Origin of the sequence: Lysinibacillus sp. NPDC097214 (assembly GCF_050277945.1) — a bacterium.
Lineage (GTDB): Bacteria > Bacillota > Bacilli > Bacillales_A > Planococcaceae > Lysinibacillus > Lysinibacillus xylanilyticus_B.
The window spans coordinates 35,055-61,399 of sequence record NZ_JBNNSS010000020.1 but is presented as its reverse complement, the minus strand read 5'-3'; the positions used below and the strand labels follow the sequence as shown (position 1 = coordinate 61,399).

The following is a 26,345-nucleotide window of genomic DNA, read 5'->3' as shown; positions in this document are numbered from 1 at the left end:
AAACCAACTGTTTTGAAACAAAGTTTGATCAAAACAGTTGGTTCTTTATTTATCTCGTTTGGTTTTTATAATAAAGACTGATTATTTCTGGATGCGAATCTTCAATTAAAGCACCCGTTAGTTGAATAACTTAACTTTTATGTTCTTCTAATTGGTTCAATAGATAATCACATAGTTCCTTATGTATTGATTGTCCCTTTAAACTCAAAATAATGTGTTTCGCATTTATTTCTTTATCAGCAAAGATACAGTTCAAATAATGTTTGAACTCGGAGATACTTGGTAATTCAGTTTTGTATATTTCGTAAGTATCAATTTGATAGGTTTTTAACAACGTCTTTAACGTTTCATCATCTTTGTTTAATTCGTGATAATTATGGTAGACATTATCACTACTATGGTTTAGACGGTAATCAAAAGCTAATATTATCTTCAATAAAGCATTGACTTGAGTTTCCTCGAATTCAAAGTCTAAAGCATACATAAAAAAAGGAAATTCATCGTAATTAACCATAGATTTTAGTAGTTTAATTTGATATTTTAATTGCATGATTGCTTTCTCAATATTCATTTCTTCACCTCATTTATTATATTAGCAAAAATAGGGAATTTGTTCTTGTTGAACTAACCTGCTCCGTTTTAATAAAGAAAAAAAGAGCTGCATATGCAACTCTTTGATTTTCAAGAAAAGCACCCCTTTAGTTGAATAAGAATTCACTAAAGATTGGTAACTATTTTTTGAAGTTTAAAAAGGGGTAATAAAATCACCTTGAAGGGGTTCTATGCCGTCTTCAAAACGAATACGAATTGATTTTCCTTTCAAATATTCAGGCGAATCCATCACCTGAAAATGGAGGTGAGTTTCAGTCGAATTACCAGAGTTTCCACAAAAACCAATAACTTGTCCTTTCTTTACTCTTTCTCCTTCTTTAACAAGAATAGAATGATTTTTTAAATGGGCAACCATACTATATTCGTTATTTGTATGTTCTATTATAATACAATTCCCTTCAGGAATATCAGGATTCATTTCCCCTGGTAAATTATCCTCTACTCCATCTATCACTTTTGTCACAAAACCATCTGCTGGAGCTACTATTTCTTTGTTATAAGCGTAAAAGTTTTCATTTTTCTGTGGGGAATCGCTATAAGAACTACCATTTTTCAAAATGATTAGATCATAAGCATATCTTTGTTCATCAATTACATAATGATAATTGATAAACTGATTAATTCCACCCCAGAAAACAAACCATTCTCCTTTTACCGGCATAATATATCTATTCTTTGTGTATCTACGGTCACTTTCAGGATAGGTAACAAAAGGAGCGAGATTTATACCGTAAATTGTATCATTATCGTCATAGGACACACTTATTACCTTTTTCCTATTGTTATCTAACCAGACATATTGCTTTATATCTTCTTTTAAATTTGTAACCATCTCTAAGTTATACTTTTTAACCATAGCATTAAAATCTGACCCATATTCAATAAATTGATCTAAAGTTATTACATTTTTAAACTCAACAGTTGATTGATGATATACATTTGAAAACTTTCCATTAAGGAATGCTTCCCCGAATTCCTCTGGTGAAATCTTAGTTGTTTGTTTTCGACTTTTCTCCAAACTAAACACCTCAAGTTCTATATAATGTCGTATAAAACCCAACCTACATTACCCTAACTTACTGTTTTAATACTTTCTTTAGTTGGGGACTTGCTCTAAAAACTCCTAAAACCCTAATTGATTTTATTGTTTTATTCGCTAATTCTACGTCTATATCATCCTTTAAAACAAGCATTCCCACTACTTTAATATCTAATATTTTATTTTCCTTAAATACTTGTTCAAGTGTTTTACGGTCATAATAAGTTATTCCTAATACGTAAGATTTATCTGTAATCACATTTTCAATAACTCTTGAGTGAGAAGTTAATTGATTACGAATTGCTGTTTTAATAAAATCAGTGCGATTTGAATAAAAACCTTGTTCAATTAATAAATCCGCTTTTCCTAAATCAACAACATTCATATTAATTGTAATTTTCTCCGTCTCTGCCATTTATACACCACCCATTCATCATCTATATCACTTCATATTTTACCATATGATTCCCAGGTAATAAACATCCATTTACCATCCAGACAGATGGTATAGTCTGTAGAAAATAATCCTATTAAAATTAAACTAAGGTGAGCAATTATTATTTTACCTGCTAAAAAAATTTAGTCCCCTACGGGTATTTCCATATTCTTGTTTTAAGCTCATTCTTCAAGTAACCTGCCCCGTTAGTTTAAGTACATTTCTTCACAATCTCCAAAGCGATATTATCATAAATTTCCAATAAGAAAACCTCAGTTTAAAATCTATAGAGGTGAGATGTTTTTAATCAAACTTTATTACAAATTATCAATCTTTACTATAAATGATCAAACTTTTTTATAAAGCTACATCAAGGCTTGATACATCTTTGCCTCTGAATCTAGTGACTGCACATGTAAGTCAACCTTAATATCCTTTACCTGTATAAAAGGTTTCTCTATACCTTTTGGTAAGATACCTAGCTTGACCAAATCATTTAGCTTCTCCATATTTACCGTTACATTATTTAGAAACTCTCTTTCTCCAAGGTAAGATAATAACCCCTCTTCGTCATATTTAGCCTTCTTCTGAATAATTGAGATACTTCCTTCTTCAATCTTAAAACCTCTATTTAATTCTTTTGCTAGTTCCATTATGCGATTATAGTTAGTCTGTAGTTCTTTATAGCGCTGATTCCTTTCTACATACAGGGCCACTTCCATACGGGCACTCCAAAAATCAGGTACATACGAAAAATATTCTTTTTCTTGAAGTAACAATAACTTACCTTTTTTATTTAACGTGAAGCGGGCATAATACTCTGCAGGAAGCTGAAATTCCTGAATATCGGTAGCCATCTTCAAACTCCTCCGGGCATTTAAATACAAAAAGCTCTTGTTCGATAAGATACTTTGTTTTGAGATAGTAAGATATACACTCCGCTAAGGCTTTATGGTCTATTTCCTTAATATCTTTTTTTACGAACTTACATACATACCCTTGTTCCTTAAATACAAAGTGATTCCCATCAAATTGATATAGTTCGCTTTTAAGCCATTCTCTAGCCGCTTTCTGACGCTTCTCAAGCGCTTTATACATGTCATACTCCCCTTCATGTAGAAAAGTGATTAATTCCTTTCTTACAAGATCCTCCGATGTCATATGCATTCCTCATTTCAAAGTTATTTCTCTGAATAACAAAAAAAGCCTTTGAACATTTCAATAAAGAACTAAGTCTTTACTGAATGCCCAAAGGCTTCCACAATACATCTCCGTCGATTCTCATTAGAAGGACACTTTGTTACTCAAAGAATAAAATTAATTATAGCACAGGTAATTGGTTAGTTCATTCAACTATCATGGGATTCTAATTTAGCTAAATAAATCCATACAGTTATGGATTCTTCAGCTGCGAGCTTTTTTAAGATCTTATAAGTTTCACAAGTAATATCATGATTAACATCACCTACTGGAATCTGTCGTAACAAAGGGTGTGTTTCTAATAAAGGCATAGTACAAGATAACGTAATTTGTTCTTCTCTTACAAAATGCGATGGAGCGGGCGGTGAGGGCTGAACATATTTAGTTAAGCTCACATACCCCGTGAATATATCTTGCATGGTAGTTCCATCCATACTACGTCCTATGGACCTGTAATATTCGTATCGTACTTTTGGTGTGTTCATAGTTCTCCCCAACTTCATATGGATTAATCGATGGCATTTAGTATCAATTTTATCATAAGTAATACTGAACAATTTTTAAATAGAAAAAGAAAAATTCCCACAAAAAAAGTGGGAATTATTTCTTGAAATCATGTAAAAATGGTCTATTTCTTGATATCAGACAAATTGCACAGTGTTTTTCCAATTTCTTTATGTATTTCATTTAATAATTAAATCAAGAATTCAACGTTTTATATATTTTTTGAATTAATTCTAATTGACTTTTTCCCATTATAGCATAACAATCGTTATTACTATCTTTCCTTATATTTACATATAGCTCTTTCAGTTAAGTTATTTTTCTCTAGTTCTCATAATATAAACTTATATCGTGTTTAATGTAAATTATGTTATGGAGGAATGATTTGATGGGGAAAGGGAGAAAACGAACACCATTCACAATTAGAGAAGGAATAGAAGGTAAAGATTGTACAGGCATTCTTTGCAAGGAGAAGGAGGACCCGTGGAAACCACTTACTGAATTTAGATACAGCCAAACACAAAAAACCTTAAAAAATTGTTGTAAACAGTGTGCTACTAAATACAATCAACAACTAAAAGACTCTAAACCCTTCAAAAGAGTGGCTGACAAGATTATGGAAAGGAAAAATAAAGTCGTCGATAGAAGCATCGATTGGGAAAAGGAGATAAAAGAACTATACCGAATTCAAGATGGTAAATGTGCTGCGACAGGATTGATATTAACTCTTCAACAAAATGATCCTTTTGTCCTTTCGGCTGACCGAATCGATAATAATCAGGGTTACATAAAGAATAATGTTCGTCTTACTTGCTGGTGGGTCAATAGATCACGTGGAAAAAGAAATGTTGAAGACTTTGATAGGGAGATTCAAGGAATCCTCGAAGAAGTAAAAAAACAATGGATTCAAGAATTTAAGGATAACGAAGTTAAAGGAACTTGCAGTTGCAAATTGACGGATGACAAAGCTGAGAGAGTGGATTCTTAAAGTAATGTAAATCCTCTTTCATAATCTATATTTCAGACAACAAAAAGTATCATAAAACCTTGATATATATGGGTTTGTCTTTATTTCACTTAACAAAAATGGTATAATAATGGAGTAACTAGATAGAGGTTTCATGGGCGGTTGGCAATCAAGTTTTCACCTATTTTCTTCAAGCGATTGAAGAGGAAGGAGTTGATGCCATGACTGTTTATGAAGGTATGATGATCGCAATAAGCTTGTCCACGCTTATTGTATCTGTACTTGCATTGTCATTTACTTTTACACAAAAAAAGTAAACCGCCTCTGCTGCCTCGCAAGCATGTGAGATGGTTTACTTTATCACTTTGCAATCGCCTTTGAAGCGATTCGTCTTGTTACAAGACCATTTGGTGTGACAGCACTAAATGGTCTTAATTATTTTATATACAACTTATAACTGTATTATACCATCATATAATGATTTTCTCAATTTCGAAATAAAGGTACTGTTAATCGCTGAAGCGGTTTGTTTCGGCCTTATAGCTATTAATATCTAATGTATTTAACAGACTTGTCATTCTTAATATATTGAAAGAGAAACTCCCACTAAATAAGTGAGAGTTTCTTCTTTAATATCTTGTATGCTGTTTCCAATATTGCTCATTACGTATTTTCACACGAACTTCTACAGTATCTACCCAACCATTTTTAAATGTTCCTACAAATTTAAATGTCAATTCCTCGCCATCCGTTAAATCTGATAGCATTTTTTCATTCCATAGTTGCCCTTTCCAATTTCCATCAGCGTTATCTTTATTTAGTTCAGTTTTACCATAACGCTTAATGTAAATGTTTCCTTTTTCTGTAGAGTCCGCTATCATAACTTCAATTTTTGAAACACGATTTTTTAGAGTTTCATCAATAGAATTAAGCATGAATTTTTCACCTGGTATAAATTCAACCAATCCATTTGAAGGATCTAAGTTTATTGCTTTAGATGGATATTTGGCATTGAAAAGTTGTATATTTTCTAGCCATTTATCCGTGTGCTGAACCTGACCTTGAATTGTCTGGTCAATAACAACGGTTTGCGCGATTGCGGTTGCTGTATCTTTTCCATCTGAAACTGTTAATGCAAATGTCCACGTTCCCAAATCTTGAGGGTACGTTTTCGCATCAATATGAATATTTCCATCCTTATCAATAGCGGGATTTCCTTCTTCATATACAGTAATGTCACCTGAAGGAGTTTCGACAATGTAGCTATACACTAACACATCGTCCTTATCTTTATCAGTGGAGCAATTTTCCGCTAAAATTGTATCACCAATAAAATGCGCCGGTGCTAATTTAAGGCAAGCAACAGGCGGTTCATTATTATTTATAACAGTAACAATTCTTTCAGCCGAATCTTTACCTACACCATCAGATACTGTTAGCTTTATGCGATATTTTCCTGCTTCTTTAAAAGAAATCTCAGGGTTCCAATTATTATTAGCTATTCCATTCGTATATTGAGCATTTGGGGCAAACTCTACGCAGTCCCCTGTATTTTGCATATTTTCATCTAGTTTGTAATAACACCATGTTCCTGTCATATCATCTCCGTTAGGATCATATGACTTATTAAGCATCTTTGTAGATTCCCCTACCATTATTTCGTTAGGAATCGGATCAAAATCAGCGATTGGCGGCTTATTAATGCCTGTAGCATCCATTAATTTAATGACGAATGCAGTTGCTCCTTGGAAGTCCTCAACGGTCTGTTTTACTTCATAGACCTTTCTTTGAAGTGGATTAGGTGGTAAGTCGTTATTCCATTCTAATTGGCCTTTTTCTCTCCACGTATAGGACATTTTCTTAATTCCACCACCAAAGCCAATATCGATCGATTGTTTGTCTAAATCATAAGCTTTGTTAGTTATTGTGTAATATCCAGTAGTAGAATAAAACATAAAATCAAAGTTAGCTATAGGTTTTCTATGAACATAGATATACCAATTATTCGCATCTTTTGACCACAAACGATAATTCTCAAATAAAGAAACTGAATCAGTTGAAAACAAAGTATTTAATGGATCATCTTTAGCTGCATAAAATGGTTGATACCTACCTACGTTTTGGAATTTCGTGATAGGTGTTTCTAGGTCTTTACCGTTAAATGAAGCTACTCCCATATTGTTTTCAAAAACATTTGGTTCATGGTCATATCTCCATCGTTCAAGTAGTTTTGGATCATTTTCAGCATCCATATAGGTTGTTTTATAAGTGGCTTCTTCTTCTAAGGTCATATACAATTCATTCATACTGGATTTTCGTTTTATTTCTGCAATGATATAATCTGCATATTGAGTTAATGCTGAATCAAGGTTTGTATTATCTATAAACGTCCCTCTATTCATATTCTTTTGAATGATTTCCTCAAAATGAGATTTATTAGTTGCGGTTTTCCCTAATCCTGATAAATATGCATCATTGGATAAAGCCTGTTTTAGAAAGTCGAATCTATTTTGAGAACTTATCTCTTTATCCTCAATAACAGATGCAAATTGCAATCTATTTGACGAGCTTAACCCAAGATTTGTGTTAATTGATATACTCTCAACTTTTCTATCGATCCTTCTAAAACTCGAATGTTGATTTCGATCCAGCCATACTCTTTTATAAATACTACTATCAATTTCAACGTCGATAGCATTATTATCTTTGGAATAGACACTTTGTACAATTTCTGATTCTCCATTATCCCTTCTCTCACCCATTAAATTATCATAATCTTGAAACCCATATCCTGATACAGGAATCCTATAAATATCATTTGCTGTGGGAAAAGTATATCCAAGCTCGCTATGAGTATAAGCCAGTTCTGGGTAATTATCATGATTGACAGCCTCCCATACTGGCTTAGAATCTCCTGTTCCGGCTATTGCCTTTCTTGTTACGAGGCTAACATAACCATTGTCACTATTACTACCGTTGTCTCTATAAATCTCACTATAAATACTACTGTCAACTGTAAATTCACGATAAGTTGTTAAAGGACTTTGAGATACAACTGATGGAGTAGCTAATTGATCACCTTTTATATATTCAAATTCATTAGAACCTCTCTTTTTCCCATAAATTTCAAACGGTCGTTTATCACTAATAGTACCATATAAAAACTTATAAATATGATTTGATGTTGGAAGTTTGTAGTGGTCTTGAATATTTTTTGCAATATTTACATGAACATCACGTGGATAATTCAAAGACCCGTAAAGGCCATAATAAAACTCCCATACATTTTCCGAAGCTTTGTACTCCGTTGGTCTCAGCGATGAAAATTTCAAAGAAGAAATACTAATACCTTCTGCATTTAATCTTGGTTTCATAAGACTGTTTATTTTACTTTCTAAAGCTGTTTGGTTTGAATGGACAGTATCTCCAATGCCAAAAGTAAGGTCGATTTTTGAATAGTCGGGTTTGATTGATTTCTCATTTACTTGTGAAACAATATATTCACTAGCATTTTGAATTGCAGTATCTAGGTTACTATTATTAATAAACTTACCTTTTCCTAGAGATGAAATTAATTTATTAAATTGCGTCTGATTGTTATTATTCCCCAGTGCAATCAAATGCCCATTTACACTTTTTAAATTTGTTTCAACTAAATTTTGAACTTGAGTAGTTAAATTAACATCCTGTACTAAAATCGAGTATAAAGGTTCATCTGTGTTAGAAAATCCTATTCCAAGATTCTCTGGATTCGTCGGTTTTCTAACAAGACCATTCCAAGGTATACCTACTTCTATACCATTTGTTGCATAATTTATTATTTCACCTGTATAAACACTATCGGGAAGATCAGGTACCTTTTTTATAAAACCAAAATCATGCCATGTCCCATCCCTTTTCTTTGCACTAAAACCGTTTTTATAGGTATCGGGAAACTCTTGGTTATCTAGTAGATATCTATAGGTATACCCTTTATTTCCCCAATCATATCCTGGTTTTTCATATGAACCACCTATTCCATTAGGCGAAGCAAAAGAATCTACTAATTCCCAAACATTATTAGGATTACTTGTAATTCCATTAACTCTAGGTTTTCTGGCTAATCCAACTTGCACAAAATTCCCGATATGTTCTACTCCACGACTATCAAATGTTTCCACATGACCTGTATAAATATCATCAGAGAGTTCAGGGAAGTAATTTAACACACCGAAATCATGCCAAGTTCCGTCCCTTCTTTTTGCTTTAAATCGAATTTGTGTGTCATCAAATTTGAACGTACCGATATACTTATAAATATATCCATTATTTCCCCAATCTTTATCAAGATTAAATTGAGCATTTGTAGATTCGGAGCGATATAAATTTACAGCTTCCCATACATAAGGTTGATCTTTTAGCATTGCATTAACAAAGGTTAAATTATATTCAATTTGTTCTCCTACAAGTACTGGTTTTAATATTTCATTTAACTTTGATTCCACTTGTGCTTTTGTATATGCTGTATCGCCAAGTGCTACTTGTATATCAATTGTTTTCTTTTTTTCTAAATCAAAACTAACAACTGGAGCAAGGTTTTTCACTTCTATTGTTTTTTCAACAATGCCTTTACTTCCTGTATTATGATTACGACGATCCGTTTTGGTTTTATCGTATGATAAGTCTACAAATTCCTCTATTGTAGGCTGCGCGAAATCTTCAAATAATTCTAACTCAATTTGATATTTCCCTACTTTTTCAACGTTCGGAATTTCAACTTGCTCTTTATTTGTATCATCAATTAATATTGATTCTTCATCGTTAAAATTCCCATTATTGTTAGTATCGTATTTATATGTCCAAATACGTTTTCCAATTTTATCATCAGGAGAACTTGATTTATCTGTTATTTTAATGACTGCACTTGAGTGTTCGGGTTGCTCCTTAACATCGTCACGATAAAGAGTTGTCACCGCAGAAAAATCAGCTTTTGGTATCTGATCAGCTTCTATAGTGATAATTTCATCTGTATCATCAGATAGTCCAGCTTTATTCCTCACATAATGGTAAACTTTGTATTCTCCTGTTTCTTTAAACAATAACTCTAAATGATCTTCATTAGAAACTTTTAATGCCTTATCAGTTTTCGATATTTTAGTTGAAAGTGTGTAAATCGAGTCAATACTTTGTCCTTCTAAAGGTTCTATCGTAAAATAAGATTCTGTAATTGGAAAATATTTCGGGCTACTGCTATTAGAATCAATCTTCACTTTTCTGTTTTGCTTTAAAGTCCCACCGACTTTCATATCTGCTCTTGGTGTCGGGGGTATAACTTCAATTACATGATCATCAGTTGCCCAACGGTTATTATTATCTTCTACAGCTACAGTTACGTATTTTTCTCCTTCTTCCAAATAATAAAGACCGTTTAAATTTGCATCCTTTGGCTCTCCTCCATCAGCACCATGAAAATCCCATTCATATCTATCTATCGTTCCACCTTCTACACTCGCACTAGCATACAGCTGAAATTCTTCTCCTGCCTTAACTTTGTTCGGCCCGTATATTGTTACGGTTGGAGGATTAGGATCTTCTACTTCAGGCGGTGTAACAGAACAGTCCGAAACAGTCAGCACTAACACATCGGACATATTTGAACTTGTAGCTTTAATTGTTGTTGAACCAACCTTTTTAAACGTTACTACTCCTTTTGAAACGGTTGCTACTGAAGTGTCTGAACTTGACCAAGTAGCCGTATTTGTTACATCTGATGCTACCCCATCTTTGTACAGTGTCGCTTTTAAAGTAGTTGAACCATCTTTAAAACATGCATTAGCTGGTCCTGTCACAGCTAATCCATTATCGGCAATTACCTTCACAGTGGCATTTGCTTGTAAATGGAAATTAGCATCTTTCCAAGTTGCTGTGATTTTCGCATTACCTGTAGCTTTCGTAGTGACTTCTCCGCTACTAGATACAGTGGCTACGGACGATGCATCGGAAGTCCATTGATAAGCCGAAACGTCCTTCCACGATGACCAGCTGCTATTACCATCTTTTGTACGAACTTGGGCTTTGAATGTCTTTTTCGCCCCCACTGGTAGCGTCGAATCCTCAACAACACGCATCTCAGCTTGTTTATCAATTTCTCCATACCAAATGACATCAATAGGGGTATCATAACGTAATGAGTATTTTGGCTTGCCATCTGGATTTTTACCGTATTGTGTCTTAGTAGTAGGTGTGTTTGGTGAACCTGTTTCAGTTACAAATGTGAATTTTGTATCACTTGCCTTTTTTAGGCTAATTCCTTTGAAAGATTGCGCATTTTTAAATTTAACGCTGTCATCTTTTAAATAAACTTTTGTTAATTCTGACCTATCATGATTTTTTCCGTCAGAACCTTTAAAAGTCGTTGGCATCGCATAATTGGTTAAATCCAATGTATTTTTAACTTCTGTAGCAACAGGCTCATTATTCCCAGAGTTCTTTGCAGGAGTTGTGCCACCATCAGAAACCGCTGTAAAACTTAGATTATCAATTTGTGTCCAATAAACTGATGGGTTGGCATCAATTTTATTCGCTACTGCATCTATTCTATATGAACCACTAGAGCCAGTCGGTTTACTTGGTGCAGCTGCTTGTACATCATTTTCTACACCACCATTCCAAAAGGCGTTATATGGTATATCCATTAATAAAAGGAAAATCGCTATTGTAATAATAGCGACCTTTTTCGAGAGTTCCTTCATTTATTTATCTTTCCCCTCCTATTATTTCAATTGCAAGGTGAATTCTGAATTATCATCAGTTGTAAATCCATCAGAAGTGCCTTTTGAATAATCAAACCAAGATTCCGTCCAAAACTTTACCTTTTGTCCTTTCTTGAAAAACGCACCCCAATTTTCTGCATCTAAAGTAGTCAAACCAAAGTTTTTCGCTACTGATTTATCTTGAATTCCTGTATTTCTAATAAATGAGCTTGTTTGTCCGTTTGTATAAGCATCAATCGTTGTCTTTTCATGATTAGGTGTAAATCCTGTTTCAACAAATATTGAAATTGTATCACTATCAGGAGCTAGTCGTGTATTCTTTCCAACAAACATTTTTGCATAAACACTATTGTCTAAAGCTGATTGAAGTGTTGTTCCTTCAACAAAAATCATGCGTTCTAATGTACCAACACCTGAATTATTTCTAGAAAATGTGTGCTGTTTTCCGACCACATTTGAGAAATTATTAGCTTCGATACCCCAATATGTGTATTTCGTAGCCGATAACATATTCGTTCCAGTTGTCGCTACTTCTATAAGCTCATTTAATCCTTTAAAGTCAGTCGGTTTCTTTTTCATAGCTTCATCAAATCGTATAAGAATTGTAGCAATCTCGGCACGCGTTGTATTCCCAGTTGTCTTAAATGAGCCATCTTCAAAACCGCTCATGATCCCTGTACCTAGCATTAAACCAACATTGCCGTACTCCGATTTATTTAGACCGCCTTTATACATTTCAGCGATTGGTAATAATGTATATTTTCCATTCTGAATTGTTGTAGCAATTTCTCCATATTCAGCATTGGAAGCTATTAAACCATTTGTTAACCATTTTGCAATCTCTTGTCGCGTCATGACTTTGTTTGGTTCAAATTTGTTGTTTTTGTAGTCGCTCTCTAAAATGAATCCTAAAGCCAAACCTTCCTCAATCGCATCCTTAGCCCAGTGGGTTTCTGAAACGTCTGTAAATGCCTCTGGCTTGCGTACTTTGCTATCGAACAAACGAGATAGGAATGTCGCAAATTCTGCTCTTGTAACATGATTAGAAGGTTTAAATGAACCATCTTGATAACCAGTTACTAATCCCTTTTTTGATACTTGTTCCACTGAGTTATACGCCCAATGATTACTTTTCAGATCGCTAAATGTTTGTGCATTTGCTTCGAGATTTGAAATACCAAATGATGTTGTTGTTAAAACTGCCGCTGTTAAGAATAGTTTTTTTAATTTCATGTATAATACCTCCTAATTTTAACGTTATTATAACATTAAAATATTGCGTAAGCAACTATTCTTTAAACGTATGAATACCATGTTCTACAACATCACTAGCTTCATTTTTTAATAGCTTCAAAGCATAATTTGGGACACCTGCATTAATAGAGGAAATTACAGACGGCCCATATAACATTACTGTGTGTGTTTCCCCAAAATGAGAAAAGGTATAACGGTTTGGAAATGGCTCAGTGCTTGTTGCATCGGCTGCTAAGTACAAAGAATATGTATCATAATCAATATACGTTAATGCAACTTTTGTTTTATCTTGCCAATATGCCCCTTGGAGAGGGACGTTTTCTTTAGTTAATCTCATTGACGATTGCAACGTGTAGTTGGCCGCTTTTTCACCTTCATTTTGATTGAAGTTATAAAAACCATCGCCATAAGAAGACAATGAAAAATATTGTGCAGCTGAAGCGGCTACTTCTTCCGCAACCCCCTTCAGATGTTTCCGATGTAATTCATGTGAATCTATATCCATATCTAAAAACATAGAATAAATAAAGGTGAAAAGAAGTGCCATAGACACCATGAATTCTTTCATTTACTCACACACCTTTTCTGACGAAACACTTCCTTTGATAGTGTGCCAATACTGATTATCTTCAGGCAGGATCCCCAGCAATGATAATCCTATTGTTACGTTATCAATTAAGATTCGGACATTATAGGTAATCTGATCATTCTCACTAAATGTATCTTTACGACATTTTTGAGTTGATGTTAGTTCTACTACTTCGATACTTGAGTCTTCTAATTGAGTACGTTCTTTTATCTTCTCAATCATTTCCTTTTTCATAGACTCCGTAAATAACCCTTCCTGGCGTGCTTGTTGAGCATGCATTTGGACGATATTGGTAGATTCAGACTGTTTGTAATCGATAGTATCATATTGAATACCTTGTAAAAACGCCCATATGAGAAATAAAAATGTGCTACTTGCAACAATGAAACTTTTCATGGCACCTTACAAACACAAAAGTGTCTGTCTACCTCCCTTCATATCTAGAAAGGTACATGCACTATTCACACATGTACCTCGGCATTTTAATTACTTGTATTTAATTTCAGCTGCTTTAATGATAGTTTGAGTACCTTGCACTTTATTGTTTCCTTCTGTTGCATAATCCGTTGTAGTCCCTTTGAAAAGACCGAAAACTACTGTTCCTACAATTAAAACACCTAGAACCACTAAACCAATTTGTACTATTGTATCTTTCATTTTTATATTCTCCTTTGTTTTATAATTTTCGTCATTTATTTAATAGGTGCAGTTATGGATTCCATTCTTTGATGTCCGGCTTTTGCTGCGCCTTCAACGTCCTCTTTCATCATTCCAAAAATGAGATTAACTACTATCAAGGCGCCCAGTACAACTAAACCAATCTGCACTAAAGTATCTTTCAATTTTTATCACCCCTTTCAATGAGATCGAAGTAGCTACATAAGGAGGCTACTACTCTGATTTAAGAAATCAACAATTATTGATACAGTTATGAAATTAATAAGTATCACGAACACACTGAGCACAGCTCCTAGAAATACAACACTCGATATGTTTTCATCACGTCTTTGACGATTCGTATCCCTAATTTCACGGTATACATTTATGTGTCCTTCTAATTGATTAATCAATTCATTTGGCTTTAAATCATCTAATTTCACTAATAATTGAGCTAACTTCTTAGACTCAGATGTACCGATTTTACTTGAGAAATAAGCAACTGCCGCTTCTTTATCATTGCTATACCAATACGATATAAATCGGCGCATAACAGGCTTTAGAGTTTCTGTATAACTTAATAATTCTTCAATTATGGCAATAGCACTCGGAGCAGACTCTCCGTACACTTGGAAGCTATTTTTCATTTGATTCATTAATAGATACAACTCATTACCATAACGTTCACGCTGCACCTTCTCTAAAAAACTCATAAAGTAAGCAAAGGGTGTTTTAATTCCTAGTATTTTTTCACGTGGCAAGGACATAAAGAATACTAATACGACGCTTATTAATGGAATCCACTGCACCTCGTGAAATCGAAGTGTACTTGAAATCCCGATCCATAAGACACCTACAACAAGTAGAAATGCATATCGAATAACTTGAAAATAATACATAGAAATCGGGAAGCCAAGTTCTCTTAAACGTTGCTCTGTATTTTGTCGCGCTAACTTCGATTGCCAATTAACTCTGAATCTAGAAAAGCTGTACCATTTTTGCCTCACGTAAAGGCGGTTTCCACTTGAACTAAAAATAAATAATAGAATCCCGATAATAAATACACTAAATCCTATGAGCCCCATAACTACGTTCCCCTCTCTCTAAAAGTCATTTTTGGATTGTGTAAACAACTTATACATCAAAATCGCTCCAGTAAAGGAAACAATCATAAAGAAGAACATTTTAAATCCAATAGGGGATTGAAATTGGTAGCTTATATACTTTTCAAATGTAAAGTCAAAGAGTGTAAATAAAGCAACTGCACTCCCAACTAACAGAAGCGGTGAAAGGACATAAAGCATCATGCGACTTTGGTTATTTTCACGTTTTTTAAATTCGTTTAATTCTTCAAGTCTTGATAAATCATTTGCTACTTCGATTAAACCATCAGTAATGTCTTCACCTTTTATAACAGCAATATTGAAAAGATTGACTAATTGATGCGCCCAACTTGTTTGTACGGTGTACCCCATCATAGCAATGGACTCTCTAATCTCAACTTCGGATTGTGCATCTCGTAACCGGTAGGTCATATTTAAAAATAAAGCTCTCATTAATGGTGCTTTCTCTGTTAATTCATTTGATGTGTATTCAAGTGCTTCAATTAAATTTCGATGTTGTATTCGATAGTTGTTTGTTAATTCATTGATTGCCACAGTACCCTCAAACGAGATTTTCACACGATTCTTATAGATTCGAATCGATAAGTATCCGTATACCATAGCGGGTAGTATAGCTGCAGAAGTTAGTGCTGACAGAATGCTAAAACTATTAATCATCAACGTGACTGCAACAACTACATAGAGCGTAACCATAATGAGTAAAAAGCTGTAGACCATATTAGGTGTCGCTTTTCCATAAGCTGTCTCCAACATATTGGTCACTGTTTTAAAGATTTTACTTTGAGTCGACTGACTTCCACGTTGTTTGCGCATGTGATTTAATTGCCAGCGTTTTAAATATGGCAGGTACACTGGTAAGAAGATCAAGAAGTAACCAGATAACAATAAAATAGCTGTAATTAGTTTTATAAAACCTTCCTTAAATTCAATTTGAAACAAGTTGCTTACCTCCCTTGAATAGGGATTAACCTACTAAACGGTGAAATTTTATATGGATTCGTATTCGGTGACCGCACTTCTAGTTTCTGCAAGGTAGTATACAAATCTTGATAACCAGTAATACTAACCTCTTTCGCACGTTCAATTGTTTCTTTTGATAATGTAGAGTTATATACCCAGCGCTTATTGTGCTGCTCATAACGACAAATGGCGTTACTACGAATCTCAAAGGTTTCACGGTCAAACTGAATCTCGTAAATTCCCATTAATCGTTTTTGTTTTGGATTATCAGGACTACTACGAAACTCAAATAAAAAGTCAAAGTTTATGGCTGTTTGGATCATGTATCCCCATAGGTCTCCACCGAAAACATCAACGATTTCACGTGCTACATCATAGGGAAAATCTTCAGGTGTAGCAGTATGGAATGCTCCCTTTACACGCCTTGTCCCCATCTTTGTAATTTTCAATAAGAGCATCAATGCACGACCATCACGGGCTTCAGGGAAAATGTAATAATCGGCATCCGATCGACGTAAAGCCTTTGAAATCTGTTCTAATTCTTCGTTATCGGCAATCAGTTCCATGAAAGGTGCTTCATATCCCATCAATTCCTGGAAATCAATCTCTGGGTCAGTTTCAATTGATACCCCTTCTAAAAGCTTATTTTCATACCTTTGATAAGCTTTTAGAAAGGTTGTTTTACCTGACTTAACTGGGCCAATGGTACACATGTTAAAACCGCAGTCCACCATTGCAGTTAGTGCCGGAATTAATTCATTATCAAATGTATTGAGTACAGCTAATTCATCCAATGTCGTCTTATCAACTACATTTCTACGAAAAATGATATAACCTTGCCCAGCTGACTTTTTATGATTGTTAAAGATTTCAATACGGATGTCCTTAGTCAAATAAATCTCTTGCCAATTAGACGTTTTTCGTTGACTTGTATCATTTAACAGCAAAGTGTTTTTTATCTTTTCAAAGCGTTCTGCTGTCAAACGTTGCGGTTTTAACACCATCTGCCCATCTTCGAAGAAGAAAATATTTGGCTGTACGATTTTACACTGACCAGAATCACCACGTTTAACCCATTCATAGATTCCCCCAAGACCCCAATTTTCGTGAAATATCCCTTCAACTAAATTGTCATACCATGGAGGAAACTTTAAATGTCCCGCATTGGATTTTTTTAGGTATTGCTTAATTTCTTCCATATAATAGTTCACGTCGTCATCTATTAATAACATGGCGTTTTTTTGGCGAGTGGTCCATTCGTCTTTTTGACGAGAAGTGAGATCCTCTAAGTAAGCTTTTGCTTGACTACATACACGGAAAAAATCATTGTAATTATCCCCATTTTTTTCTGACTGTACAGAATGAATTTGTTTACTTTCAGAATTCTCATTTAATAACTCTTGCAAGTCGAAAGAAGGGTTGGTTAATAATTCAATTCCTTGTGTACCATTAGACATACTCAGTCTCCTCCTTACGGCTAAACCATTTACCTAATAGTGTTCTCTTTGGCGCAACTACTTCTACACGTGAACCTGATTGAACAGCAATTAAGTTCGCTAACACTTCGGCCTCCTTACCAACTCTCTTATCTAATAGATGTAAGGAAACTCGTTGATTTTCTGCTGCGTCTCCCATTGGACTCGGTCCAATTTTCGCTACAGTCATAAGATCATGAGACTTCATGTAATGAACTGGGTGTAGTGTTTCATCAAATTGATTTATCACATATTTAAAGGATGCACGTGTGATATTTAAACGTTCAAATACTTGCTGTACACATTGTTCGAATCGGTTATAGTAGCTTTCTAAGGGACGAAGAACTAAGAATTTCGTATGCACCTGTTGTAAAGCTGCTAGTGTCATTGGGTTATATACATCACAATCAATATCAATTAGTACGTTATACTCGTCTTGCTCACGCAACACATTGATGAAATGGGCCAGTTCGTTCAAACCGTAGCTTTTTGATTGAAGAATGTTTCGACTTCCGGCAATAAACTGATAACCACCTTCTAAGGTTTCAGCTATTTGCAGTACTTCGCTAAAGGTAATAACTTTTGTAGCAATACGTGTGTGCAATTGGTCTATAGATGATTGACTTAAATGCACCAATGTATCGTTTGGATGGCTAGTTAAACTTACAACAAGTGTTTTCCGTGTGCTGTAACTTTTTAAAGCATGTGCGACTGCATGAACGACTGTACTTGTCCCTGCTTTGCGGTCTGCGCCAGCAAAAACAAATAGGCGATTCGTTTTCTCGTGTCTTGGGAATAATGTTACTTTGATTTTTTGATAAATTGCTTCCACATTTGTCTTTACAATAGGCATAATGTGATTGGCTTCGCAAAAGTATTCAATATCCTCATTAGGAGAAGCTATTAAATAAAATACATATTGGTAACCCTTTAAATCGTTTCCTTTTTCGCCTAATTCAAATTTAGAAACAACATCTTCATCTAAAATCAAACATGACTCTTTAATATCTGAAAGCAATTTTAGATTTGGATATTCCTTGATTGAAAATAAACCAGTGTTAACAAATTGCTCTTTTAAAGATTGCTGAGAGCTATGGATAAGTGCTATCTCCATTTGGACACCTCCTATTCTTTATTGCCATACATGATAATTAATTTACCGCCGTTTTTAATTTGTTCTTCAATCTTTTTAATTTCATCTGTTGTTGCTACAAGCTCAACTTTAGAAATAGATGCAGAACCATTTAAACGGTCAGTCGTGGACGTTGTGATTACTTCTTGATTAGCGCTGTCTTTCACATAGGCAACTGTTGTGCTGAATAATTCAACCCACTCATCACTTTTACCAACGGGTAAGATCGGACCACCATTTGTATCAGTTGTAGAATTTTTCTTATCTTGATTAGTACTTGAATTATTTGAAGACGCAACAACCTGTGGCTTATTTAGTTCCGATTCATAAGTCGCTGAATAAATAATAATTTCATCACCGCGGCGTAATGTATCTGGCACTGTTAATATCCAATCCATTGGTATTGGCGCTATATATTCACCTTTACCTAAAACTAAATCGGCCTTATCAAAATAATTGGAATGTAGTTTTTGATATGGTGCTATATAGTGCTTGGCTGATTTCCCAATAACATCATCAGGATTTACAATTGTATCTTCTCTAATGAGTTGCTTATCAATAGACAAGTAAACAAGATCCTCTTTATTGATAATTTTGCCTTCTATTGCTTCTTCAGATAAAACTACGACATTTCCATAATGCAAGGCCTCTCGTCCGCCCCAAAACTCATACCAACTAAAGAACCCTGTCCCTAGAATCATGAGGAAAATTCCCAAAATGGCTAATCCTTTATTCAGTTTTGTCGAACTCATTGAAGATTCACTCCTTTTTTTTGAAAAAAAAAACCCTCATAAAAACAAGCCCACGCATACGCGTTGCTTATCTTTATGAGGGTAGTCCTCTTTTTTCACTATAATATTTACTTTTGCAATTTTTAGTTTATAGAAAACTAATTTGAAAGTCAATAACCTTCCCATTCTTTTTCAAATTAAATATAAATATCCACCTAAACCTGCAATTACCAAACTCGCAGCACTTACCAGCGCCCACCAATGTTTCGATTTCACAGGAGCATCCACAACATAATACGATAATAAATTCTTCACTTGTTCCGCTTCATTTGGTTCCAATGAATAAAGTTGCTGAGGGAACTCATAAAAAGATGCATTTTGTACATTATAGATTTCTTTAAACGAATTAGAAATTTGTTCATTACCTTGAACAAATAAGAAATGATAATCCTCTAAAGCATACGGGTCTTGCTTATTCAAACGATCAACTGTGTACCATTTCCATTCTGCATTAGGGACACAAACATAACGACACGCTGCACGCTTAAATTCTTGTAAATAAGGATGCATATCAGAAAATACACCCATATCCAATACTACATAATCATATCGATTGACTATATCAGCTATTGACCTTCCTACACTGAATTTATAATGATCAATACCTTTAAACTCGAAATGATCTGCATCATGTATAACACCCATACGATGCTCTTTATACGCATGTAAACGTTCGAAACCTAACGTCTGATTTAATTCTATGACCGCTACCTTCTTCTTAGCTGAACTAAAATACATCGCTAGACTAATTGCTACAGAAGTGACTCCACTATTTCCAGTTAACCCAGCTACAGCAAGTACAACAGTTTGTGGTTTGAATTTTACAAGGGGATCGATGTTGTCCTCCACTTGTATCTTTAATTTTTCATCTAATTCGCGCTCATTTGTAGTTTCTGTATTGTTACTATCTGGATTTAATTCTACGGGAGGTACTTCGTTTTCTTTTATCGTTACAGTAGTATACTGCTCTTTTTCTTCTTCTGTAGGCATAGGTGTTTTAATAGGTTCAATATCTTCCGTACCTTCCGATAAATCAGTGATAGCACCCTCTGTGAGTTGTTTCTTCGTCAATTTCTGTATGATTGACCCAATAATAGGTTTTCGTTGTTGCCTATCTTCATCAGGTACTGAAACTACTTGTTCATTATCACGAATTTCCACTGTCGGTAAGTTCAATTCCACAGCACCTACACCGAATTTCGCTACATTCGCAAATTTAATTGGTTCGGATAATTGCCCAATAAATGTAGTTGTACTAAATTGGTGTTGATGAAAGATATCATAAACTCCTAACCCAACTACTTTTCCTAAAAACGGATCTTTTTCAGATCGATTACAAATATAAACGATACGTATATCTATGTCATTCATCCGTAATTCTTTTATTATCGTTAATATTTCTTCATCACGTTCATTAGATATGGCACAATTCGACGGTAAAAACTGATCATGAATAACTAAATAGTCAGGACGGTATTGTAACGTCATTGATTGGATAAATCTACGGTGTAATACCTCATCATACAAAACATCAAATTGCTGCTTTGTACCGCTTGCTTCAGTAAATTCACTGCGTAGTAAGGAACTTAAATTACCCTCACCTACAGCTAACAAGACCTTTTTCATTCGTTCACTCCCTCCTACCTGTAATCCAAAAGTATTTTTTATTTATTGCCCAATTTAAACGATATTGATAATTTGAAAAAAAGCGTTGAATCTCTTGGTATAACAGATTCTCAATATCCTTTTCATTGACATATCGCCTATCTGAATTCAAAATGATACGATACTTTGTATATCCAAAGGAATTTAAGGCATCCTGCTGATAAACTCGGACAGATGGAACTAATGCCCGAAGATAGGCATTTAAAGCTATATAGTCATGTTCAATCAGTTTTGACATACAATTACCTCTCTATTAATCGGCCAGCTAGTTGAGAAGGCTTCTTTTGGAAAACAAAAAACCCTCATAAAGACAGCAAGCCACAGCTTCGCTATCTCTATGAGGGTAATCCTCTTTAATTAATGTTACATATTCATTTTAATGAGAAGCGGCGGGAAACCGCCTCTCTAACTTTGAAAAGAGGAAAAAATACGAATATCTTTTCCTACTATACTCTCTCGAGTACTTTCAAAGTATACCATGAATATTTTACTATTACAATTAGTTGTTAATCGTGAAAACAGGAAACTTAAAGCGTTCAAGTACACTTTCAGTTTGTTGTTGAACTGGTCGAGCAAACGCTCCCGCTAACCCGTAACTATCCTCAAGCCATTCATCCAATACGAACCATATATTAAACGGATATTTGTACAATTCTAGCTGTACATTAAGCCTTTTGGCCATCTCTAAAGTTCCGCAGCTAATAATAATGATTTGAGGAGCGGTACGGTCCATCTGATCAATAATTATCCTTTGATCCTTTTGGAATAATGACCGGTATAATTCAAGCCTCTGTTTTATGTGTCTTACATAATGCTGACTAGATTGTGCTCTTTCAAAAATCATTTGAATATCTCCACTGTGCTGAGTGTTCTTAACTCTTGCTACAGCTAAAGGCACTGCTATATTCGTATGGTTTCCTATATGGGGATGCCAGCACCATTCTAGTAGATTACCTGAATAAGCAGCTTCGCACCTTATCTCATTCATCGCTACGTATCTTTGTACAGTTGCATGGGATTGACGCCATGTTTCAGGCCGTACAAAGTGCATATCGGGGAAATAATGCTGCAAAAACTTCACTCCACCGATTCCTAGTGTAAAAGGAGCGGGACGTTTAGGATAATCGGAACCGTCATCCTCAAGATAAGCTATTCGACAGTCATAACGTTCGACCAGGGCATACTTAGCTAACTTACGTAATATACGGCTTGTGTGTGAGGTGCCAAACTTTTCACTGTACCGCTTCATATAGCGTTTTATCTGTGATTCATTCGCACATAAAGCATCACCTACAACTTTTAAAACACGTAAAGCATCTTCTGTTAATATGTTTTGATTAGATAATTCAATCGCATGTTCTACACGGGTAATTGGTTGGTATTCGTCTGGTATAACTGCACGAGCTAAAAAGTTTGGATGGTCCCAAAATGGAACTGTACCATTCTCAGCATAGAAAATGGTACGTTCATTCATATTGGGTGTTTCACTATTATTCTGCACCATACAGGAATGCACCAAAATCTCGGTTGCGTTTTTTACCATTAGGATATCCAGTAATCACTACTCGGCCTTGTCTTTTCACCAAGTCTAATTTCTGAATACGACAACTAACCACATCTCCAACGATTGGCGCTTCAAGAGAACGTGGAACCATTCCCTTTAACTCTGCTTCATTATCAAAACGAACCCAAATACCATGCACAGGATGAATCGCACTTACTTTCCCCGCTATCGTATCACCGATTTTAAGTTCCTTAATATAGTCAAATGGGTCTGGTAATGCTTCTTTTCGAGATAAACGTATACGACGGTTTTCACGGTCGATTTCTGCAATCTTAACGGAGACGCGTTCCCCATTTTGTACATCTAGAGCGCCTCGCTCTGACCAATTCCAGTCTCTAGGGTACATAAAGCAAATTTGACCCTCTAGGAAAGCATAGATCATACGCTTCTCTGTATTGTAATGAATAATATCTACTTGATAGGTAGCCGCCAATATATCTTCATCTGGCGTATCTCGAATGGATAACCAAAATTCATCAGCCATTTTACGCAACGCTGCTACACAAGATACCACCGCTACTTGATTCTCTTCATCTAAACCCTGTACAATAAACGGCTCCTTGCGCCCAACGTGTTGAGCATAATCTCGAGCATTTAATTGTGTATAACGAAATTCAGAAACAGGACAGTACCCCATAACGTTACCTGGGAGAATCACCTGAAATACATCGACTTCTTTTGAAATGATTTTACCGTCTTCCTGTATAGGCATCATACGTTTTGTTAAACCTCGAACGATACCTTCTACTACAGATTGCATACGATAAGCATCACCTAATTCATTAATAATGTCGTTTTCTATTGTCGTCATAATAGTCCTCCTCTAATTCTTACAAGTATGTCATCACAAAATGTGGTGTTGCTGCTATAGGTACTAGCTTTACAAAACAAAAAAAGAGAGTACACCCTAACAAATAGACATAAATAATGTCTAAATTTTGCTAGGGGTACTCCCTTTTATCGCATAAATATTAATTTGTATTTTACATAAAAGTAAGCTTGTTACAAAATCATAGTATCTAAATCCCTGTTCATTTGCAACCCTTTTTTACTATTTGAATATGGTTCTTATTTCTTCCTCATCCTTATTACTAGGTACAGATTCCTCATACACTACCTGTTCATCCTTTTGTGGTTTAAGGACTGCGAACGGGTCAAAATCACTAGTGAAAGGTGTTTGCGGTTCTCGTTCCAGTGGTTGTGGAACATCATCACTAGAATTTATCGAAGTTACTTCATGAAGCGGTTCAATTGGAATCAATGGATCTTGTGCAGATAAGCTTGTATGACTTTGTTCAATTGGCTGTTCATCCATTTCTAATTGCTCTTTACCTGATACCTCGTTACTCTCAACATTGCCTTCTTCTGTGGTATTTTCAGGTGTTGTATTATATTGAACTGGTTTCGCTTCTTGTAAATATTGTTCTCTCTCAAGAGCTTTTCGGTCTTCCTCAGTTAATAAATCTAATTCACCTAAAATCTCTTTACGTTTTTCTTCCGTTTCCTCGATACTCTCAATATCTTCAAAGTTAGTAGCATACTTAACTCCGAACTCGCTACGCTTTTCAATCCAAAAATTCATTGCATGTTCTGTTGTGAGGATCTTGGCCTTTTCCATTAATGGCTTTGGAACAAAATTTGCTCTTACAATTCGCAGAGGCATAGGATTATTATTATCTACTAACTTAACAGCACACGCAAAAGCCTCTTGATAAATTAGCTTGTTAGCAGACATTACCGCTTCTACTTGTTTTTGATAAGACGCGTTTGTTCTAGATGATGGATCGTCTTGAATCGCACTCGTCTCCATTTCACTTTCACCCTCTTTGTAAACCATTCTTTCTCCAGCTATGTCAGAAAACGCTTTTGCATCCTTACCAGTTGCATCACCATAAAACATTTTTTGTCGCATCGAAGCTAGAATAATATCTTTAAAAGTTTCTCCAAATTCATCCTCTAATTGAGAGATTGTTTGCATTAAAATAGTTAAAATAGCATTATACTTACGTGACTGTGCAGGGAATGATTTAAACTGAGGGTAAAGGTATTCAGGTACCTCATCTGCGAGTATATGGTGATGTGGCGATACATACGGTTCCCGCCTTAAAACAGCATTTTGTATATTCATTAAAAATATTTTTCCTAAAACTTTACTAAGGGCACTTAATTCTCCCTTTGCTGTATTAACCAATAATATTCCACCTATTTCAAAATGCCGGTCAAAATCAAAATCACTTGTCCCTAATAACACTCGACTTAGAAGCGGGTTAGTTCCAATATCATCTAAAGTATTTCTTAGCCCTTTAACATGCTCTTCTTCTGCATCAACGTAAATTGGTTGGCCTTTCTCGTCTAATTCTAATTCTCCCCGTCTGTCCCTCTTTTTGACAATGGTTTTATTAAACCAACTATCCACCGTTTGTATAATGCGCCAATAATTATATTCATCTCTTGTTTCAAAATACCGGCGCTCTATTTTTTCGGGCATTCTACCTTTCAATTTCAAGTGCTTTTCTCTTGCTACCGCTGGATTACTATACATTTCTAAAAGCATATCGAATGTCACATCAACTGTAGGATCATGTTCTTTTAATAAATAAATGTACTGTTTAAGATGTGTTCTTTGTGATTGAGCAAAGAAATCTGTACCGCCATCTTTATTAGATAAACCACTAATAACCTCTGTAAACACCTCAGCAACCTTATGAACAGGTCCCCTCATCGGATTAATCGAGGGTGTATCTGGATTTGTTGGATCAATATAAGTGATTGCTTCATCTGGAATATTATGAGCTTTAGCTATTTGATAGACAGATTTACACAGGTCATTTGAAGGTTCAACCACGGTAATACCATTAAGATATTTGCCACTAATTTCTTTTGACCAATAATTCTCTTTTTGTAAGTTATATTCATATTCATCGACGAATTTAATCATATGGTCGAAATCTGTATAGAGTACCGGGAGTCCTAACGCCGCACTCTTACCTGTACCAATCGCCCCTACAATAATCGTATTAAGTGTTCTATCAAATCCAAAAAGTCGTACATATTCCCCTGTTTCTGCATCTGGACCTAAAATAACATGTGGGTAATATCCCGTTTCCTGCAGCCAATCAAATCGTTGCATCCACTTACCAGTCCACGAGAATTTATAAAAAGCATTTTTTATCTCCAATTCATGAATATGAAATTTTGTTAAAAAGAAAAACAGTATGAAACCTACAAATGCTAACGGAATACACATTATTAAAAAATAAAATATGTCTCTTTGAGATATAGCCAGGTCCACTAGTACAGTTTCAATAACACCATTAATAGCGAGTGTCTGTCCATTGGCTATTAGCATTTCTAGAAGCGGAATAATATACAAATAGGCACGAGACAATCCATACCATGTAACTACCCCTACTACAACTAAAGCTGTAATCCAAAAGGAAAATAATCTAGCTTTTGGTGCTTTCGAATATTTGAGTCTGTTACGGTACTGCTCTACTCTGGACGATAGTAGATAACATATCACCATCGGAATAATAATCAAAAATACACTTATCAGAGATATCGTTCTAACCTTCCCCGTTAAGAAGCTATCCGTCCCATTAAAACTGCTCCATAACATGAAAA

At 34.9% G+C, this 26,345-nt stretch carries 22 protein-coding genes; 1 reads left to right on the top strand and 21 read right to left on the bottom strand.

The features are described 5' to 3' along the window. Positions 1 to 130 precede the first annotated feature (130 nt). The 5 genes from ACQKMI_RS24490 to ACQKMI_RS24470 all read right to left on the bottom strand — a co-directional run bounded on the left by ACQKMI_RS24490 (position 131) and on the right by ACQKMI_RS24470 (position 3,248). Positions 131 to 571, bottom strand: a complete 441-nt coding sequence (locus tag ACQKMI_RS24490) for a hypothetical protein (protein WP_427493134.1) — start codon at positions 569 to 571, stop codon at positions 131 to 133. Between the two features lie 174 nt (positions 572 to 745). Next, a complete protein-coding gene (locus ACQKMI_RS24485) occupies positions 746 to 1,630 on the bottom strand; it encodes a M23 family metallopeptidase (protein WP_427493132.1) in 885 nt (294 codons plus the stop codon). Between the two features lie 58 nt (positions 1,631 to 1,688). Then, complete coding sequence (locus ACQKMI_RS24480; protein ID WP_427493130.1) at positions 1,689 to 2,066, bottom strand: CopG family transcriptional regulator; 378 nt, start codon at positions 2,064 to 2,066, stop codon at positions 1,689 to 1,691. Positions 2,067 to 2,452: 386 nt separating this feature from the next. Next, a complete protein-coding gene (locus ACQKMI_RS24475; RefSeq protein WP_427493128.1) occupies positions 2,453 to 2,944 on the bottom strand; it encodes a hypothetical protein in 492 nt (163 codons plus the stop codon). Beyond that, positions 2,880 to 3,248: a hypothetical protein gene (locus ACQKMI_RS24470; RefSeq protein ID WP_427493126.1), complete on the bottom strand. Its 369-nt coding sequence runs from the start codon at positions 3,246 to 3,248 to the stop codon at positions 2,880 to 2,882. Before ACQKMI_RS24470 ends, ACQKMI_RS24475 begins: the two co-directional genes overlap by 65 nt. 931 nt (positions 3,249 to 4,179) lie before the next feature. Between ACQKMI_RS24470 and ACQKMI_RS24465 the strand changes: the two genes are divergently transcribed. Next, entirely contained in the window at positions 4,180 to 4,779 is a 600-nt protein-coding gene (locus ACQKMI_RS24465; RefSeq protein WP_427493124.1) for a hypothetical protein, read from the top strand. 608 nt (positions 4,780 to 5,387) lie between these two features. On the opposite strand, the gene ACQKMI_RS24460 is transcribed toward ACQKMI_RS24465, so the two are convergent. The 16 genes from ACQKMI_RS24460 to ACQKMI_RS24385 all read right to left on the bottom strand — a co-directional run bounded on the left by ACQKMI_RS24460 (position 5,388) and on the right by ACQKMI_RS24385 (position 26,247). Further along, positions 5,388 to 11,489, bottom strand: coding sequence for a PKD domain-containing protein (locus ACQKMI_RS24460; RefSeq protein WP_427493122.1), 6,102 nt, complete (start codon positions 11,487 to 11,489; stop codon positions 5,388 to 5,390). Between the two features lie 21 nt (positions 11,490 to 11,510). After that, positions 11,511 to 12,743: an S-layer homology domain-containing protein gene (locus ACQKMI_RS24455; protein ID WP_427493120.1), complete on the bottom strand. Its 1,233-nt coding sequence runs from the start codon at positions 12,741 to 12,743 to the stop codon at positions 11,511 to 11,513. Between the two features lie 55 nt (positions 12,744 to 12,798). After that, the gene (locus ACQKMI_RS24450; RefSeq protein WP_427493118.1) at positions 12,799 to 13,332 is read right to left on the bottom strand and encodes a hypothetical protein; all 534 of its coding nucleotides are present in this window, start codon (positions 13,330 to 13,332) and stop codon (positions 12,799 to 12,801) included. Then, complete coding sequence (locus ACQKMI_RS24445) at positions 13,333 to 13,749, bottom strand: hypothetical protein (RefSeq protein ID WP_427493116.1); 417 nt, start codon at positions 13,747 to 13,749, stop codon at positions 13,333 to 13,335. 90 nt (positions 13,750 to 13,839) lie between these two features. Continuing rightward, a complete protein-coding gene (locus ACQKMI_RS24440) occupies positions 13,840 to 14,010 on the bottom strand; it encodes a hypothetical protein (RefSeq protein WP_323650379.1) in 171 nt (56 codons plus the stop codon). A gap of 35 nt (positions 14,011 to 14,045) precedes the next feature. Next, positions 14,046 to 14,195, bottom strand: coding sequence for a hypothetical protein (locus ACQKMI_RS24435; protein ID WP_323650378.1), 150 nt, complete (start codon positions 14,193 to 14,195; stop codon positions 14,046 to 14,048). A gap of 33 nt (positions 14,196 to 14,228) precedes the next feature. Continuing rightward, a complete protein-coding gene (locus ACQKMI_RS24430; RefSeq protein ID WP_427493114.1) occupies positions 14,229 to 15,095 on the bottom strand; it encodes a hypothetical protein in 867 nt (288 codons plus the stop codon). A gap of 18 nt (positions 15,096 to 15,113) precedes the next feature. After that, positions 15,114 to 16,073: a hypothetical protein gene (locus ACQKMI_RS24425; RefSeq protein WP_427493112.1), complete on the bottom strand. Its 960-nt coding sequence runs from the start codon at positions 16,071 to 16,073 to the stop codon at positions 15,114 to 15,116. Positions 16,074 to 16,078: 5 nt separating this feature from the next. Further along, entirely contained in the window at positions 16,079 to 17,551 is a 1,473-nt protein-coding gene (locus ACQKMI_RS24420) for a hypothetical protein (protein WP_427493110.1), read from the bottom strand. Continuing rightward, a complete protein-coding gene (locus ACQKMI_RS24415; RefSeq protein ID WP_427493108.1) occupies positions 17,544 to 18,683 on the bottom strand; it encodes a hypothetical protein in 1,140 nt (379 codons plus the stop codon). Before ACQKMI_RS24415 ends, ACQKMI_RS24420 begins: the two co-directional genes overlap by 8 nt. 11 nt (positions 18,684 to 18,694) lie before the next feature. Continuing rightward, positions 18,695 to 19,453, bottom strand: coding sequence for a hypothetical protein (locus ACQKMI_RS24410; protein WP_427493106.1), 759 nt, complete (start codon positions 19,451 to 19,453; stop codon positions 18,695 to 18,697). 171 nt (positions 19,454 to 19,624) lie between these two features. Further along, positions 19,625 to 21,118 carry a hypothetical protein gene (locus ACQKMI_RS24405; RefSeq protein ID WP_427493104.1) on the bottom strand — a complete coding sequence of 498 codons (1,494 nt, stop codon included), beginning with the start codon at positions 21,116 to 21,118 and terminating at the stop codon, positions 19,625 to 19,627. Between the two features lie 4 nt (positions 21,119 to 21,122). Further along, positions 21,123 to 21,395: a hypothetical protein gene (locus ACQKMI_RS24400; RefSeq protein ID WP_323650358.1), complete on the bottom strand. Its 273-nt coding sequence runs from the start codon at positions 21,393 to 21,395 to the stop codon at positions 21,123 to 21,125. 261 nt (positions 21,396 to 21,656) lie between these two features. After that, positions 21,657 to 22,661, bottom strand: a complete 1,005-nt coding sequence (locus ACQKMI_RS24395; protein ID WP_427493101.1) for a hypothetical protein — start codon at positions 22,659 to 22,661, stop codon at positions 21,657 to 21,659. Then, on the bottom strand, positions 22,648 to 23,532 hold the full coding sequence (locus ACQKMI_RS24390) for a hypothetical protein (RefSeq protein ID WP_323650353.1): 885 nt from the start codon (positions 23,530 to 23,532) through the stop codon (positions 22,648 to 22,650). Before ACQKMI_RS24390 ends, ACQKMI_RS24395 begins: the two co-directional genes overlap by 14 nt. 240 nt (positions 23,533 to 23,772) lie before the next feature. Further along, entirely contained in the window at positions 23,773 to 26,247 is a 2,475-nt protein-coding gene (locus ACQKMI_RS24385; protein ID WP_427493099.1) for a type IV secretory system conjugative DNA transfer family protein, read from the bottom strand. Positions 26,248 to 26,345 lie beyond the last annotated feature (98 nt).